The sequence below is a fragment of the Chitinophagales bacterium genome (assembly GCA_041392475.1).
Classification (GTDB): Bacteria; Bacteroidota; Bacteroidia; order Chitinophagales; family UBA2359; genus JAUHXA01.
In genome coordinates this window covers 3,083,555-3,100,476 of sequence record JAWKLZ010000001.1, presented here as the reverse complement: position 1 = coordinate 3,100,476, position 16,922 = coordinate 3,083,555, and the positions used below count along the sequence as shown (strand labels likewise).

14 protein-coding genes are annotated in these 16,922 nt (G+C 36.2%); 9 read left to right on the top strand and 5 right to left on the bottom strand.

All coding sequences use genetic code 11. The features are described from left to right. Positions 1-144 precede the first annotated feature (144 nt). From R3E32_11530 to R3E32_11505, 6 genes are all read left to right on the top strand, one after another. The gene (locus R3E32_11530; GenBank protein MEZ4885350.1) at positions 145-762 is read left to right on the top strand and encodes a hypothetical protein; all 618 of its coding nucleotides are present in this window, start codon (positions 145-147) and stop codon (positions 760-762) included. After that, positions 759-1,625 (top strand): hypothetical protein, encoded by an 867-nt coding sequence (locus tag R3E32_11525; protein MEZ4885349.1) that lies wholly within the window; start codon positions 759-761, stop codon positions 1,623-1,625. Before R3E32_11530 ends, R3E32_11525 begins: the two co-directional genes overlap by 4 nt. A 192-nt stretch (positions 1,626-1,817) precedes the next feature. Next, positions 1,818-2,087 (top strand): hypothetical protein, encoded by a 270-nt coding sequence (locus R3E32_11520; GenBank protein ID MEZ4885348.1) that lies wholly within the window; start codon positions 1,818-1,820, stop codon positions 2,085-2,087. An 18-nt stretch (positions 2,088-2,105) separates the two neighbouring features. Next, on the top strand, positions 2,106-3,302 hold the full coding sequence (locus R3E32_11515) for an ImmA/IrrE family metallo-endopeptidase (GenBank protein ID MEZ4885347.1): 1,197 nt from the start codon (positions 2,106-2,108) through the stop codon (positions 3,300-3,302). A gap of 30 nt (positions 3,303-3,332) precedes the next feature. Next, on the top strand, positions 3,333-3,878 hold the full coding sequence (locus R3E32_11510) for a hypothetical protein (protein ID MEZ4885346.1): 546 nt from the start codon (positions 3,333-3,335) through the stop codon (positions 3,876-3,878). Positions 3,879-3,939: 61 nt separating this feature from the next. Next, complete coding sequence (locus R3E32_11505) at positions 3,940-4,701, top strand: cyclase family protein (GenBank protein MEZ4885345.1); 762 nt, start codon at positions 3,940-3,942, stop codon at positions 4,699-4,701. Positions 4,702-5,111: 410 nt separating this feature from the next. Here R3E32_11505 and R3E32_11500 read toward each other — a convergent pair whose 3' ends face one another. Both R3E32_11500 and R3E32_11495 read right to left on the bottom strand, forming a co-directional pair. After that, positions 5,112-6,704 carry a T9SS type A sorting domain-containing protein gene (locus R3E32_11500; protein ID MEZ4885344.1) on the bottom strand — a complete coding sequence of 531 codons (1,593 nt, stop codon included), beginning with the start codon at positions 6,702-6,704 and terminating at the stop codon, positions 5,112-5,114. A gap of 367 nt (positions 6,705-7,071) precedes the next feature. Further along, the gene (locus R3E32_11495) at positions 7,072-7,410 is read right to left on the bottom strand and encodes a hypothetical protein (GenBank protein ID MEZ4885343.1); all 339 of its coding nucleotides are present in this window, start codon (positions 7,408-7,410) and stop codon (positions 7,072-7,074) included. 377 nt (positions 7,411-7,787) lie between these two features. Here R3E32_11495 and R3E32_11490 point away from each other — a divergent pair, with 377 nt between their 5' ends. Both R3E32_11490 and R3E32_11485 read left to right on the top strand, forming a co-directional pair. After that, a complete protein-coding gene (locus R3E32_11490) occupies positions 7,788-8,354 on the top strand; it encodes a sigma-70 family RNA polymerase sigma factor (GenBank protein ID MEZ4885342.1) in 567 nt (188 codons plus the stop codon). A gap of 64 nt (positions 8,355-8,418) precedes the next feature. Beyond that, the gene (locus R3E32_11485; GenBank protein ID MEZ4885341.1) at positions 8,419-9,039 is read left to right on the top strand and encodes a hypothetical protein; all 621 of its coding nucleotides are present in this window, start codon (positions 8,419-8,421) and stop codon (positions 9,037-9,039) included. 4 nt (positions 9,040-9,043) lie between these two features. Here the strand turns inward: R3E32_11485 and R3E32_11480 are convergent, their stop codons facing one another. Further along, positions 9,044-12,286 (bottom strand): CHAT domain-containing tetratricopeptide repeat protein, encoded by a 3,243-nt coding sequence (locus tag R3E32_11480; GenBank protein MEZ4885340.1) that lies wholly within the window; start codon positions 12,284-12,286, stop codon positions 9,044-9,046. 289 nt (positions 12,287-12,575) lie between these two features. Here R3E32_11480 and pgsA point away from each other — a divergent pair, with 289 nt between their 5' ends. Next, positions 12,576-13,169, top strand: a complete 594-nt coding sequence (gene pgsA, locus R3E32_11475) for a CDP-diacylglycerol--glycerol-3-phosphate 3-phosphatidyltransferase (protein ID MEZ4885339.1) — start codon at positions 12,576-12,578, stop codon at positions 13,167-13,169. A 285-nt stretch (positions 13,170-13,454) separates the two neighbouring features. Here pgsA and R3E32_11470 read toward each other — a convergent pair whose 3' ends face one another. Both R3E32_11470 and R3E32_11465 read right to left on the bottom strand, forming a co-directional pair. After that, on the bottom strand, positions 13,455-13,868 hold the full coding sequence (locus tag R3E32_11470; GenBank protein ID MEZ4885338.1) for a helix-turn-helix transcriptional regulator: 414 nt from the start codon (positions 13,866-13,868) through the stop codon (positions 13,455-13,457). Positions 13,869-13,981: 113 nt separating this feature from the next. Beyond that, the gene (locus tag R3E32_11465) at positions 13,982-16,825 is read right to left on the bottom strand and encodes an ATP-binding protein (protein ID MEZ4885337.1); all 2,844 of its coding nucleotides are present in this window, start codon (positions 16,823-16,825) and stop codon (positions 13,982-13,984) included. Between the last annotated feature and the right edge of the window lie 97 nt (positions 16,826-16,922).

The following is a 16,922-nucleotide window of genomic DNA, read 5'->3' as shown; positions in this document are numbered from 1 at the left end:
TCAAGATTATTGATTAATATCAAAAATTTGCATAGGTAGATATTTTCTTATTTTCTGACATGTCAGAAAATAAGAAAAAAATATTTGCACATGTCACATTATTGATTTAGCTTTGCATTAGTTAATAATTTAAAAAAGGTTGTTATGCCAGACGGAGACATCATACATTCAAAATTATCTGGACGATATCAAAAGCCTTATAAGCTATTATGTGAGGATAAACTGGACAATGAAATTTGTGCAGATGCTATAATAATGGCATTAAAAAAAGATATTCAAAAGATAGGAAATACGCCAATTGACTCTTTGAAAAAAATGGCTTTATTAATTGAGGCTAAACAAAATATGATTCACAATAGACAAATCCATCCTTTAACAAAGGAGTTAGAAACAATATTAAAAGGATATACTCTTTCAACAAAAATTAGAGAGATACTAATGTCCGTATCTCATTCAATCATACATGAATGTAAATATGGATTTACAGGAGATGTTAATGATATACAAAAAAAAATAGTTGAAAAATATATGACTGAAATATACGAAACTTCATTTAAATCAATATTAGAAACTACTTCAAGTCATTATGAAGATGCGGATAATACAATGATACAAAGAAAGATTCAAGAAATTACACCATTAATTAAGGATACAATAATCGTGTGGGCACACAAATCAAATTCTACAAATAGCGTAGAAAAGCTCAGGAAATTGAGTAGAAAAAAGGTTTCTATTGATTTAAAAGAAGATCTACTACAATGAATAGATTCAACTTAAACTTTAAACCTATATCAGACATATATACTGAAGTTAATTTTGAACATAAAAATATTAAAAATGACAAAATTAGACTTAGAGTAGGAGATTCTCAATTAGAAAGCATTAGAAATTATTCTCCCATAGCAGCCGATATTTTAGATTTAGCTACTGCAATTTACACTGCAGATAGAATTTGTAAGGATAAACTGAAGTGCATATCAAGGGAAATTCATATTAATTTACCTTTAAGATTACCACAAATTTTCCAAGATTCAGTAATAATTAATTTACTTGATGAATTATTAACTTGGAATACTGGTAGTTATTGGGTTTTCTCTTTTTCAAAACGTAAAACTCAGTTACGTAAAGCAGAGCAAATATTATCAGGTATTGATTTTTTTGATGAGAACTCAGAGGTTGCTTTATGGAGTGGAGGGTTAGACGCTTTGGCTGGCTTGTATGGAAGAAGGAGAGAGTTTCCTAATAAACATTTTTATTTAGTTGGTACAGGCTCTAATAAGCCTACTATAGGTAAACAGAAAAAAGTTCGAAATTTTTTATCTAAAGATTTGAAAGACAAGACATCATTATTTCAAATTCCAATACTGATAGAAGGGATTAAAAGTTTAAAGAAAAACTTTTACATGAGGTCTAGGGGTGTTGTATTTGCTTTAATAGGATCAGTAGTGGCTTTTTTGCAAAAAAAGAATGAGTTGTTTATTTATGAAAATGGTATAGGCGCATTCAATTTGCCATATACAAAAGCAGGTGTTGGTTTATACCATTCAAGATCAGTACATCCTATTACATTACATATAACATCCATCTTATTATCTCATTTGTTTGAAAAGAGATTCAAAGTATGAAATCCTTTTATTTTTACTACAAAGGCAGAAATGCTAAAATCGTTGTTAGGTAGAACAGATTTAATTAGCAAAACAACATCTTGTGATAGACCTCACCGAAAGATTCTTAACCAATGTGGTTATTGTTCCTCTTGTATATTAAGGAGGCAGTCTATTAATGCAGCAAGTTTTATAGATAAGACTATATATCTAATGCCTGATATTAACTTATTAGAAATTGATGAGAAAAAATATTTTACTCATATGAGTTATCAGGTAAAAAATATAGATGACATATTCACTAATTATGATACATTATATGAAAGATGGAGGGAATTTACTTATTTATATCCAAGTATGGATAATGTTGTTGAATTATTTAATACTTATGATGGAATTAAAAACAACGATTGTCAAAGTAGGATACTAAAACTGTATAGAAATTATTCAAAAGAATGGGAATATTTTGAAGTGTCGTTATAATCATCAATCAATAAAAATATGCCTAGTAATATAATTAAAGACCTTGATGCAAGTAAAATCGGTCCACGACTGCGTATAGCTCGTGAACGTAGAAACATGAGTCAGGTACAAGTAGCAGAAATACTCAATGTTTCAAGAACAACAATAGTTGCTATTGAACAAGGAAAACGAAAAATCAAATCAAAAGAACTAATATTATTAGCTCAAACTTTTGGTATTTCGGTAAGTGACATTTTAAATCCAAGAATTACATCATCTTCATTTAATGTTCAATATCGAGCTGCTAATTTTAGAACTAAAGACGAAAATGAAGAGGTAGGGCCAGTAATAGAAGAATGGGAAAGATTATGTCAAGATTATTACTTCTTGGAGGAAATTTTAAATACCCCTTTGTCGAAAAGGTATCCAGAAGAGTATACACTATTTGATATGCCTATTGAAATTATTGCACAGAATATTGCTACAAAAGAAAGAAATAGATTAGGAATAGGAGATGGCCCTGTTAGAGGGCTTCGTGAAATTTTAGAGGAAGAAGTAGGCTTACGCATATTTTATATTAAAATGCCTAATAAATTTTCAGAGATTTATGCTTTCGATGATAATTTAGGAGGATGTTTAGCTATAAACATCAATCATCCTGAGGAGAGACAAAGATGGTCTCTTGCTCATGGGTATCTTCATTTTCTTGTCCATCGGAAAAATACAGTCTATCATTATGATAATCAATATAGTCGTATGCCTTTGCCTGAACAACTTGCAGAATCTTATGCTAAACATTTTTTAATGCCAACCTATAGTGTTTCAAAACATTTTGCAAGACATAAAGAAAAAGGAAGATTTGAGGTTGAAGATTTATTATCCTTAGCAGATTTTTTTGGTGTGGGAGTCGAAACAATAACTATTCGACTAGAAGATTTAAAACTTCTACCAACAGGGACATGGGAGTATAAAATTAAAGGTAGAAATTTAAAAATAAGAGAGGCTCAAGATAAATTAGGACTAAGAAAAATCAGTAAAGAAAGAGGAGGGAAATATCCATTAAATTATATGAATATGGCAATAAAAGCTCTTGACAGAGGTCTTATTACGGAAGGGAAATTTGCCAAGCTTTTAGATGTAAACCGTTTAGAAGCTCGAAGTATTGCTATAGCTTTAAGGGAGAATGCAGTAAATAAAGATGTAAATTTTAATGATATTGATTTAAGTATTAAATAAGAACCGCACAAATAAATATTTTGCCGTAAAATGATTCTTGAAAAACCTATTATTTTAGATGCTTGTTGCATAATAAATATCCTTGCTTCCGGGAGAATAGAAGATATAATAAGCAATCTTCCTGTGGATATTTTTATCTCTGAGACAGTGAAAAGGGATGAAATATTAAATATTGAACATTTGGAGGAACTCAATCCTCCAAATAAAAAATTTATGGATGTATTGGGAAATAACACTCTAAAAGTAGTGAATTTTAAGAATGATATAGAAATGGGAAGATTTATATTTTATGTTATGGAGATTGGAGATGATGGAGAAGCAGCATCTTTAGCTATTGCAGAAGAACGCAATTTCATATTAGCTACGGATGATAAAAATGCAATTAAAATCGCAAATAGATATGCTAAGAATGTTCCGATAATATCTACACTTGAATTGATAAAAACTTGGTCTGAGATTCAGAGGCCTACTAAAAATTGTTTGCAGAATATGTTAAAAAATATAAAAGAATATGGGAAGTACTTTCCTGGAGATAAACACCCATTAAAACAATGGTGGGATTTTTATATATTATAATGCATGATATTCTCTATGAGCTAATCAAAATGGTCAAACCAATCCTTAACATCTTCAATCCATGCAAACGACGATTCAATACCAAAACGAAACCTACCAAATTCGCTTAGACCAAGCAATGGATATTTCGATTCCGCTTCAAGAAGGGCTGCAAACGGTCAATGCCTTTTATGCGCCGCCATTGCAGATAGAACCTGTGAGAGCGGGTGATTTTGTGGGAGATGTGCGGCAGGGAGGAGTAGTGAATTTCAAAAACGTTTTGCTCAATCCACATGGCAATGGCACTCATACCGAGTGTGTAGGACATATTTCTCCCAATGGTGAAACCATCAATCGGGCATTGAAGCAGTTTTTCTTTTTGGCAGAACTGATTTCGGTCTATCCACAGAAAATGGAGAATGGTGACCGAGTTGTATTGAAGGAACAAATCGTAACGGCTTTGGCAGGTAAAAAAATGCCGCAAGCTTTGGTCATTCGCACCCTTCCCAATGACGATTTCAAACTTCGCACCCACTATTCAGGCGCAAATCCTCCTTACCTACACCATGAAGCTACTCAATACATTGTCGAAAATGGCGTTGAACATCTGCTGCTCGATCTTCCATCGGTTGATAGAGAGGAAGATGGAGGTGAGTTGTTGTCGCACAAAGTTTTTTGGCAATATCCCCACGATGCCCGACTCAATGCCACGATTACCGAAATGATTTATGTGCCAAATGGGGTAAAAGACGGCAAGTATTTCCTCAATCTGCAAATTACGAGTTTGGAAATGGATGCAAGTCCAAGCAAGCCTGTTTTGTTCAAAGTCTTCGATGGCGTGTAGTCTGCATTGAAGGAAAAGGAATAATCAAAAAATCATTCATTCAAAATTCAAAACTGTTATTAAAAAAACGCATCTTTGATTTTTTTAGATTACCAACACATAGCCATCAAGTTTAGTAATTAACATAAGCATTAGGCCTTGAACAAGAATGAATAATAGAAAGGAAGCTTTCTTATAGTTCGTGTGTATAATGTGCTTCTTTTTTATTAAAACTTCCTGTTCAAAGCTATATGAGAAACAACAAAACCTTAGCTTGACGGCTATGATTACCAACATTGCATTCTTTTTACATGAATATACGGCTCAATACTGCCGACCATCTCAGTTTATCAAGAATATACTTTTTGGAGGTTGGTATAGACTACAAAAGCATTGACGACTTTTGTGGTTTCGTACATATCGTATAGCCTTTACTTCAATACCACTAACTGTAGATACTGCTTCAAACCCGATTCTGTTTGCAATTCCAAAATATAAACTCCACCTTGCAGCTCTTCTACTGCAAAACCATATCGTTGTAAGCCACTTCCTTCAATCGCTTCACCCTCCAATATTTTCGCTACTTTTTTCCCTTCAATGGTATAGACCGAAAGCCAAACCTTTGAAGGTTCTGGAAGTGCAAACTCTATCAAAGTTTGTTGAGAGAAAGGATTCGGATAGGCAGTCAAGTTGATAACATCGTTGATATCATCACCCCCAGCCGTTTTGCAGCCTCCACTTCTTCCACGACCTCTACCGCCACCGCCACCGCCACTATTGGCACGACTTACATAGATGTTTTGTTTAGTAGTCGTTCCTGCACAGTCTGTAACTCTTACATCATAAGAGCCCGATGCCAAATCAGTGAAAGCTATGCTTGTTGCGCTGCCTGTTGAAGTTTGGTTGAATCCTGCAGGACCAGTACAAGTGTAGGTATAAATTTCACAAGCACTGTCACCGCCCTCTACCTCAATAGCGAAAGCTCCATTCTCCTCACCAGGGCAGGTTTCGGGTGTGACTGTGTAACTCGGAATATTGGGAAATTTTAAGCTATTAATTATCAGTGAAGTACATTCGTTAATGTCTATAACAGTCAGCGTCCAGTCTGTGGAATTGGTATATACGACTTGGTATTGGATACAGCCTGCATTTTCGGAGGGGAACTCATTGATACTAGCAAAACCGCCTGATGAAACAAAATTTGAGCTTATTCCTCCACAAACTTCGGCAATGTAGATTTTCTGTCCAGCACTGTTGGTCGTTGGTAGTTCCTCCCTTTTCAAAACCAATATGGGAATTTCATACTGATAGACCTGAGTGCTTGTTCCATTGTATCCGCTCCATGTGACGATGCCATTCTTTATTCGGGGAGAATTATTGTTGGTTGAACTTGCTGATATTTTAGTGATGTGAGTGCCATTGTAGAGGTAGATGTGGTTGGTAAATCCATCATTTCCCCTCCAAACGATGTTGTTGCCATCTATCTGAGCCAAAACATTTTGGGTAGAGGTATTTCCATCCAATGATGATATTTCGGTGACATGGATGCCATCGTAGAGGTAAATGTGATCTTGTCCTTCACTACCTTCTGGAGGTACACCTGCCCAGACTACATTGTTGCCATCTATTTGAGGATCATAGTTGAATTTAGTGTTATTGCTATCTTGACTTGATATCTCTTTTACTGTTGTTCCATCATATAAGTAAATATGAGCCTTTCCTGCTTTTAAGGCATGCCATACGATGTTGTTGCCGTCTATTTGATGGTTTTCGTTGGAGGTTAAGAAACTGGAAAATAGTGCTGATATATTGGTGACATGGTTGCCATTGTATTGATAGATATGACTGGTGGTTTCGTTACTTCCTTGCCAAATAATGTTTTCATTGGATATTTGAGGCTTAATATTATTTGTGGAAGTATTGCCATCCTTAGAAGATATTTCAATATCGCAAAGAGTAGATTGACCAAGTAGTTTTGAGTTGTTGAATAGAAAACAAGCACTCATTAAAAAAAATAAAAGCATGATTGGTGAAAATTTTTTTTGCATGATAATCTGTGTTTTTGTAATTTTAGTTCTTTTGTTTGGGTATTTACCTTTTAGGAAGGTCTACTAAATTTGGACTTTGGACGAAAGACAAAAGAGGTAAATATTTTTTTATAACCAAATATTTATCTCGGTTTTAATTAATTTGTTTGTTGCTAATGGTTTAAGATGTTTTGCCTTTGCCTTTAATCTTTCGTATAGAGTCTAAATTAAATGAAATCTTGAAATAGACTTCTGAAATATTATCCTTTAAAGAGGGGCGATTTTATTCACTATCAACTTCTTTTCAAAACAAAAATTTCAGAAGCCTCTGCTCCGAATAGGAAAGCTATTTTATTGGAAGTCTTTAGTCAAGCGTCTCAGGTGCGCCATCCAATAAGATGAAACTCCCAATGCTATTTTGCCAAGACCCAAGCGAACCTCTCTGATGCTGGTCAAGGTGCGGTACATTTGAGTTTGGACCAAAAGTGATGCTGTTTCCAGTCAAATTGAGTCCATCAAATGCGATGAGATAACCAGTGGGACCAGTTTTTAAAGAGTTGTAAGAATGATATTCGTCTTTTGAAGAACCGTCATAATGTTCATCTTTAAGATTGTTTACTCTTTGTTCATTATTGTAAGTATCAGTCCTACCATCATAGGAGTCATTTTCCCAAAATTGTACCCAGCAGTTAGAATTTGCCATGATTTTAATTTTTTGTTTTGCAGAAGAAAGCTTTTTGAATCGCATTTAATTTCTGCAGCAACTAAATGCAATTACCAAAAGAAGTTCCTTGCCGCAAAGAGTGATAAAATAAGTTTGATAGATAGAATTGAAAAACCATCGTTCTTGCCTATCCATTCATCTTTTAGTATCACTTTTTTGAAGTTAGTGAACAGGAGATGAGATTTTTTTTAAAAAAAAATCTTAATTTCGCTGGATTGAAAAATAAAAATAGGTGTAAAAATGTTGGTAAAAACTTTATCTTCAATCATTAATAAAGGAAATTAAGTGTTAAGGTTTTCTTAAAAAAAGATTTTTTCTCATTAGGTGTTCACATTTGCTCTAAAAATGGTACTAGTATGTTAGAAGACTTTAATGATTGGCTGCAAGACTTCAAAGCTGGTAAAAGAGAGGCGGTCAATGTATTGTATGATGAATTTAGGTCTTCTTTTGTGCATTGGATATTGAAAAAGCACAATTGCAGTGAAGAAGATGCGGTAGATATTTTTCAAGATGCCATTATTGCTTTGTATAAAAATGCAAAGGCTGGAAAATTGGAGAATTTAACAAGTCAGTTGAAAACCTATCTTTTTGCGATAGGTAAAAACATTTTTTTGTCGCAGCTGCGCCAACGAAAAGAGACTACTTCTGATGCTCCTTTGGAATTTACGGAATCTTCTGAAATAAGGGCGCAGGATATGCTGCAATCTATGGATAGAAAAAAGATGATTGCTCGCTTGTTGAAACAAATGCAGCATCCCTGCCAGCGTATTTTATACCTTTTTTTCTATCGTCAATACTCGATTGAGGCGATTCAAAAAGACTTGAACTATAAGAGTCAAGATGTTGTAAAGACACAAAAGAGAAGGTGTATCAAAGCACTGCAAGCGCAGATGGCTAAGGAATTTAAACGAGATGATATTTAAGAGGAAAGAAACGAGATTGTATATTATTTGTAAGATTTGCTGACTAACGATTAATCATCCAATGATGACAGAAAATGAAAAAACAAAATTGGTAGAGGGCTATGTTATAGGAACATTGTCAGACAAAGACCTTCAATCATTCACTCAACTTCGTAAAGATGAGCCTGCTATCGAAAACCAAATTGCTTTTTATGAGGATTTGTATGGCGGAGTAACTTTGTTTGGAGACGAACGCTTCAAAATGGAATTGCAGCAGATGGAAACGCATTGGCAATTGAAGCAGAAAAAGTTAAACCATACTTCTTTAAAGGAAAAATGGCAGTCTTTGACCGATAAGGTGAATGAGACGATTGATGGCTTGAGCCAATTTTTTCTGCCTGTTCCGAATTATGAGGCGGTTTTGTGGCAAGCGAGTAGGAGCACTACTTTTGGATTGATTGCGCCTAAGAATGGCTTGGATGTGGAAGCAGAGTTGGTCATTCAATTTGAAAAACCTTTGGCCAATAACCAAAGTTTTGTGATTGAGAACAATCAACAGGAACTTGTGGAGGAACGGGGTGTGGAGAAAGGGGTGAAGGGGTTTGTAGTAGATGTATCGGATTTTGTGCCTGGTCGCTATTATTGGAAATTGACGGGCGAGCGAGAAACAGTGATGGGGATGTTTTTTGTAGGGCGTAGTGCATAGAGGCTTATGCCCCCAATAACACAAAACCTGACCATGATTTAGGATCAATATCGGTTCGTTGAATTAGGGTTAACTTCGCCAATCGCAATGCCTCTGCATACGATTTTCCCTCCAAAATTCCTTCAAACAAAGCTTCACACAATTCGCTGCTTGGTTTGTCAAGCACTTTGAAGAGGGTGTAAATCACATTCTTTGCACCCGCATATAAAAACCCCCGATTCATTGCCATCATTCCCTCCCCCTTAGCCAACTTGCCAACCCCACTTTCGCAACTGCTCAAGACCACCAAATCTGCTCGCAATTGAAGTTGGTACATTTCGCCCATTGACAAAACGCTGTCGTGAATTTCAGTAGCTTCTTTGGCAGGGTGAAATACAATGCCCGATAATTTGGGGTATTCATCGTTGGTCAGTCCATGAGCTGCAATGTGTAGGTATTTGGCATTAGCGGCAATGGCTTTGAAGTGGTCTTTGGTAGCGGCATCGTAGAGGTAGCTTTGTCCCTTCAATCCTTTTTCAGCAAACATTCCTTCAATATTTTGTACCTCTTTTTCCGAAAAAGGAAGTGGGGCTAGTGTGCCATCTTGTAGGGCATTGGAGCGAGTCGCCCAATGACCATAATTTTCAGCAAGTCCTTTCAAGACTTCTTGGGTGGCTGCTTTGTCACTGGTATAAATGGGCGCAAAACCTAGGAAGTCAATGGAATTTGATTTTTCTATTGAAGATAAAATAGATTTTTTTTGTACTTTTTTCTTCAATGATTGGTGGTATAAGGTAGGAGAATAGTGGTATTGAATTTGGCAGTGTTGGAGGAGATAATCCAATTGGTGAAAAGCAGGCTGAGCAGTATAGGGAATTTCACGAATAAGGGTTTCGAAGGGTAAATAACTAAGGGCAGCACTTGGAATGATAACCAAATTTTTGGGCTTACCTACAAATGGGTCAAAAATCAAATAGCTGATGGGTTCAATGAGTAAGAAGTACAAATTGTAGGACATCGGAATGAAATCGCTTATGCTCTGGGCGTGAATGCTGCTCAAATAGTTTTCGATTTGTTGGTCGAAATCTTTAGGTATTTCAAAGGGAACAATTTCATATTCGTCCGAAGTGACTGCAAAAATATAGCCCTTTTCTATTCCAATGAAATAGCTAATCATGACTGTATCTTCGGTTAAGTCTTTTTGGAGGGTTGCAACAGAAACCGTTTGGAGGTTGTACTTGAACTGGTAATATTCGGGGTACTCCTTTTCAAATTGTTCAATGAGTGCCTGGTGTTTGAGCAGTTCATGGAAATGACTTTGTTTCCATTCTTTGAGCTTATTCATATCTTTTTGAAGCCCTTTTGCTTCTTCTTTTTGTATTTTTTGAAGATAGACTTCAATTTGATTTCTTAAATCTCTTTCTTGCTTCAATAAATCGGAATCAATAGAAGTACTCATTTTTGCATCGCTTTCTTGCATAGAAGAACGCAATAAGAGTGCATTTGCCAGTTCGTGAAAGGTGAATGCTTGTTCCAAAATAGAATCTGCGGCTAAACGATTGGCTAAGAGTAAAATAGTTTTTACAGCTTGCTGATAAATAGGCGGCATCACCTCTCCCAAAATCAATTTGGAGTCTTCTACTTTAAGTGTTTTGTGTAGTTGTTGTAGATAATCTGCAGCCAATTGACAGGTATTCAAACTGGCTTTTAAGGCTTTGGTGGCTTTGGAGAAGTTCTTTTTTTCTAAATGTAGAGCATAGTCAAAAAGTGCGTTTGCTTTTCCTGCTAATACTTTCAAGAAATAATATCCTGATAGGAAAATACATTGTCTTACATCGGGGAGGTGGTAAAAATTGGTTTCTTGGTAATCGGGTACATCAGCCGTCAAAGCCAATTGATAGTGTTTTAAGGCTTTTTTTAGTTTTCTTTGTTGGTGAAAATTGTCTGCAATCTGAGCATTTGTATCTGCAATATTTTCATGTGTATGTCCGAACTTATTTTTATACTTTTTTAGGGCTTTATAGAGGTACTTCAAGCCTTTTGAATATCGCCTATTTTTTGTCCAATATGCCCCTAAATCACTATAACTATTAATTGTGAGCGTGTTATTTTTTCCTAATATTTGTATGTCTATAGCCAATGCTTTTTCATAATAAATCAATGATTTATTCATTTCATTGACATTCATATAAGCTTTGGCAAGGTTTCTATAAATTGCTGAAGAATAAGCATTTTTATTCTCTGTCGTGTTTTGATGTCTTTCTAGAGCTTTCTCACAGTATTCAATTTGCTTGGCATAGTTATTTTGTTTACCATAGATATAAGCAATATCAATGAGGCATAAATTTATTAATGAATTAGTACCTTCGCCAGTTTGCTCATAAAATAGGATTGCTCTTTCAAAATAATGAAGTGCTTGTGTGAAGTCCCCTAAGCTCATTAGAGCTCGTCCCATGTAGGAAAATACCTGAGCTAATTCTCTTTTTACCTTATTGTTGAACCCATCTTTAGATTGAATATTATAATATTCAATTAATTCTAAATATATTTTGATCGAATCTTGTCTGTTGCCTAAGATTTGATGTATGGTTGCGATACGAAAATAAAGATAGGACTTTTTTTCAAAGTTATTACGAATACATACCTCAAGACTTTTGTCATACAATTGTTTGGATAGCAAATAATTAGATTGATAAAATTCTAAACTTGCTTGGACACCATAAAAATACATTAAAAGCCGTTCATTCTGATGTGTATTCAATAATTTTGCAGCATCATCTAATAATTGATAAGCTTGTGCATAATTACGCATCAATATATGGTAATCAGCCTGTTCGATTAGGTTGTCAATTAAAAACAACTCGCTCAGTTGTCTTTGTTCGATTATCTCTTTTGCCTTAAGCAAATAAGGAATACTCTCACTAAATTTTGCTTGTAAAGCTAGTATTTTTGATTTTCTATTATATAAATGGTAGCTCCATTCAATGAGATGCGAACATTTTTTCTGATATATTTTGAGCGCATACTCTACAATTTGCATGGCATCAGAAAGGCTTGAGCGTTCTAAATAAACCAAAGCCAACTCATTAGAAGTTTCCATAAATTCCTCCCATGCTTCATGCACTTCAAAAACTGTGACCACTTTAGTCAATAGTTCTATGGCTTTATCATCATCTTTTTCTGTTGAGGCAGTTTTAGCTTCGCAGAGAAGAACTTTGGCTTGGTGTAAACTCAGTTGCGAGGGTATTGTGTTAATATCTTTAGACATTTCGCATTTTGCAGTTGAAGTTGAAGGCTTGAATGACGAAAGGGTAAAAATAATATATTTTGATATATTTTTTAATGGAATTTTTAGACTTCTTGCATTTCACAGTTCTAAACATAAAAATTTGATAAACAAACAAATATGTGTTCATTCTTCAATGTTTCAACTATCTAAAAAATTGTTTATCAGTGAAATCTGAAATATCTGCAAAATCTGTGTTCAAAATTCAAAACTGTTATTAAAAAAACGCATCTTTGGATTTTTTAGATTACCAACACCGCATCCTTTTTACATGAATATACGGCTCAATACTGCTGACCACCTCAGCTTATCAAGAATATACGTAGCTCCCTTTTTTCTATTGCTTGAAGGGAATTGGGAATACAACTATTTGTTCTTGATGATAGTAGTTTGTTGGGCAATGCTCAGTGATTATTTGGATGGTTATTGGGCTCGCAAGAAAAAATTGGTCTCGAACCTTGGAGCATTTTTGGATTTTACCGCCGACAAAGTGTTCGTAGCCACAGTGTTGGTCATGCTTTCACTCAAAGGCTGGATTCCTGCTTGGATGACTTTGTTGATTATTGGAAGGGAATTTTTGGTGATGGGATTACGCATTTTTGCCGCCATTGAAGGTTTGGCTGTCCCTGCCTATTTTTGGGGTAAGGTCAAAACTACCTTCACCTTTGCAGCGATTATGGGCGTATTGCTTTGCGGACAACTCTCTATCTTGAATTGGGATTGGGTTCCTTATGATTTGCTGTGGGGCATCACCTATATTTTACTGCTCATTGCTACCTTTTTGACCATTAGTTCTGGTTTTGACTACATTCGTAAGGTGTTGGAATATGTGACAAAAAAACGAGAACAAGCGGATTCTCAATAAAAGATCAAACAAATATCCATAAAAAATGCCCAAGTATTCAAATCATACTTGGGCTGTTTTTTTACCAATATCAAGTCCCCCCAGACCTGATTTTTTTTTTGTTGTATGCAAGATTGGAGATACTGTACTTCCATGTCTTTCATTTCTTTTTGAAAAAATGGAACTCGCAGTTCCTTAAAAGGATGGGCAGGCAATTTTGTACCTTCACAATTGTTTTTGTATCCACACACACTATAAAATTGCCTGCTACCATACCTTTCACTAAGTACGCTTACTTTCCTACAATCAGTAGTTTTTGTTTGCTCTGAAAAAATGTTTATTTTGTTGATTGTGAAACTCATAAAATTCTATGGGTGTTTTCCCAAATTCTTCTTTGAAGGACTTGGAGAAATAAGAGAGGTTGTAGATACCCACTTTGTAGGCTATTTGGCTGATGGAGTTGATGGGTTTGGTAAGCAGTTTAGAAGCAATTTTTAGGCGGAATCTACGAACATAATTAGAAGCGGATAGGCGGGTAAATTTCTTCAAGTTGCGGTGTAGTTGGCTTCGGCTTATAGCCATTTTTTGTGCCAATAGTTCTATGTTTAGGTCTTCGCTTTTGATGTTTTTTAGGACGATTTGGTTGAGTTTTTTCAAAAAAACTTCTTTGCAAGACGAGATATCTAATTTTTTCTGGGCAGTAGCAGATTGTTGCAGCATAATTTTGGGGGTTTAGTGTGTAGGATGAATCACATTGACAACCACAAAATTAAGGCTAATAAAAAGGAAGGTCTTGCACGTATGTTGCGTGTTTTTTCACTGGTGTTACATTTTTACCCAACCCACTTACTCGGCGATACCCCAAACTGCTTTACAAATGCTCTGCTGAAATAAGAAGGCGAACTGAAACCCACTTCATAAGCGATTTCAGTGATGTTGTGTTGTTTGCTCTCCAGTAGGGTTTTGGCTTTTTTGAGGCGAAGAAGGCGGATAAATTCGGAAGTCGAATAGTTGGTAAGTGCGTGTAGTTTGCGGTGGATTTGTTGGCGGCTCATAAACATATATTGACTCAACTGCTCCACACTTAGTTCAAAGTCATTGAGATGTGATTCGATAGTTTCGATAAGCCTTTGAAGGAAAGGATCAGTGATAGAAACTGGAACTTCTTCTTTTTTTGTAGTTTCTAAAATTTGGGTGTATTTTTCTTGGAGTTGTTGGCGTACTTTGATTTGATTTTCGATGTTGAGCAGCAGTTCTTCAGGGCTGAATGGTTTGGAAAGATACACATCTGCGCCTTGCTGCAAACCTTCGAGACGGCTGTTGAGGGCAGCTTTGGCGGTTAGGAGAATGATGGGAATGTGGTTGGTTTTTTCATTGGATTTGAGTTCTTTGCAGAGGGTATAACCATCTTTTTGGGGCATCATCACATCACTTACAATGAGGTCGGGAATTTGCTCCAACGCCATTTCTACGCCATCTTCTCCATTCATTGCCTGTAAAACTTCGTATTGAGGCGACAAAATACTTTCGATATAGGTCTGCATATCGGCATTGTCTTCTACCACTAAAACTATGTTTTTAGACACATTTTTAGGTGTTTTCGCAGCTACCGTTGAAGTTTTGGATGGAGTAACAATCGTTGGGCTTTGAAGTGTAGGTGCAAAAGTGTGAGCAGTTGGCAGATTTTGTTGGGGTAAAGCGGCAATGTTGGATGCCAATTCTAAGGGCAGTTGGAAGGTAAAAGTTGTTCCTTCACCTATTTTGGACTGTACTTCAATGCTTCCGCCCTGCAATTCGAGCAGTTCTTTGACCAAGGATAAACCGACTCCTGAACCTTCTGCTTGCCGAATGTTGCTATTGTCTGCTTGGTAAAAGCGGTCAAAAATGTAGGGAAGTTGAGAGGCTGCAATGCCTTTGCCTGTATCTAGCAGGGTGATTTGCAGCGATGTATGGGTGGTACTAGTGTGTAGGTTTTGCAGTTGAAGGGTGATTTTTCCTTTTGAAGGCGTAAATTTCAAAGCATTGGAAAGCAGGTTGTAGAGGATTTTTTCGAGTTTGTCCACATCAAAATGAGCGCTCAATTGAGGTAAGGATGTCTCAAAATGAAGGTGAATATTTTGCTGCTGGGCAAGTGATTGAAAGTTGGTAACAACGTCATTCACAAAATCGACCACATCACCATGTTTCGTTTGAATGGTCATTTTGCCCGATTCCAATTTGGAGAGGTCGAGCAGTTGATTGACCAAGTTCATCAAGCGTTGTCCGTTTCGCTCTACCAAAGTCAATCGGTTTTGAAGTTGTGTCGGGCTGATGTTTTGGGTATTTTGAAGTAACTGTTGAATTGGCCCCAAAATGAGGGTCAATGGAGTGCGAAATTCGTGGGTGATTTGTGAAAAAAAGCGACCTTTCATTTCCTCCAATTCCCGCAGTTGTTGGGCCTCTTGCTCTCTCTTCTCGGTTTCGTAGCGAGTTTGCATTTCGACCATATTTTTCTGTTTTTCGTTGGTAAACAGTTTGTCTTTCAAGCCAATGTATTTTTGTAGATAGTCGAATACTTCATCCGTATTGCCGAGTGCTTTGTGGATAGATGCCATGAGTTGGTAAATGGTCAAGGACTTATCGGGGCTTTGGAGAGTTTGGGCTAAATCCAAAGCCTGTTGTGCATAATCCATCGCCTGTTGCAAGTGTTGTTTATTGTGCCAATAACTTGCCAAGTTAATGTAACAAGCAAGAGCCATTGACTGATTGTTTAGTTTCAAAGACAAGTCTAAGGCAGATGTATAATGAATCAATGCAGTATCTAATTCGTTTTTCAACTTGTGAATATTGGCTATATCCATGCTGCAATACAGTAGAATGTAAGGATTATTGAACGTTTTGGCGAGTTGGAGGGCAGAGTGAAAATGCTGCAATGCCGTATCATAGTTTTTTCTATCCATCTCTATTCGCCCCAATTGTACCGAAATCTCGGTTAAAAGTTGTGGGTGTTCAATTTCGGTAGCGATTTTTTTGGCTTTCTCTAAATAATGGATGACATCAGCCAAGTCTGTTGTTTCTTTATCAAAGGCATCATTTTGATGGAGGTAAAGCGTGGCTATATTGATCAACAAAATGCCCATCATTTTTTTGTGGCTCAGCTGCTTATCGACTACACTTTCTATCAATTTCAGTGCTTTGAACTGATTTTGAAGTGCTTGGTCAAAATTACCTGTCATTTGCTGAACACCTCCCAACAATTGGTAAGCATGGACTTTCATCATCAAATCCTCTTCAGTCGCCAATATTAATAACTGTTCAAGGTGCTTTTGGGCATCATCAAACTGTCTCTGTTTTTGGTAAATATCTCCCTTCAATTGGTGAAAAATCAGCCAAGTTTTTCGGTCTTGCACCTTTTCGTTGAGGAGTCTGACCTCGTTGAGATAGGCATGTGTTTTGTCAAATGCTTGTTTGGTACATTCCATTTTGGCAAAAGCCAACAGACCTTCTATCTTCAATTGGTCATTTTGATGTTTTTCGCCGAGGTGCAAAAGCTTTTCTGCACATTCTATAGATTTGTCATAGGCTCCATTCGAGCCGTAGAGTCGATACAACTCTATCAATAGGGGCGCACTCGACAATCCTTCGGTTTGGGCGAGTTGTTGTTCTAACTCTTGAATGACTTGGGGGATGGAATTCATAAACACTTAGTTTATAATTGTTTTCTTGAAAAACGAAGATAAAACATAAAAATAAAAAGCCCAAGCATTTTCAAACGCTTGGGCTTTTGTCATTCAA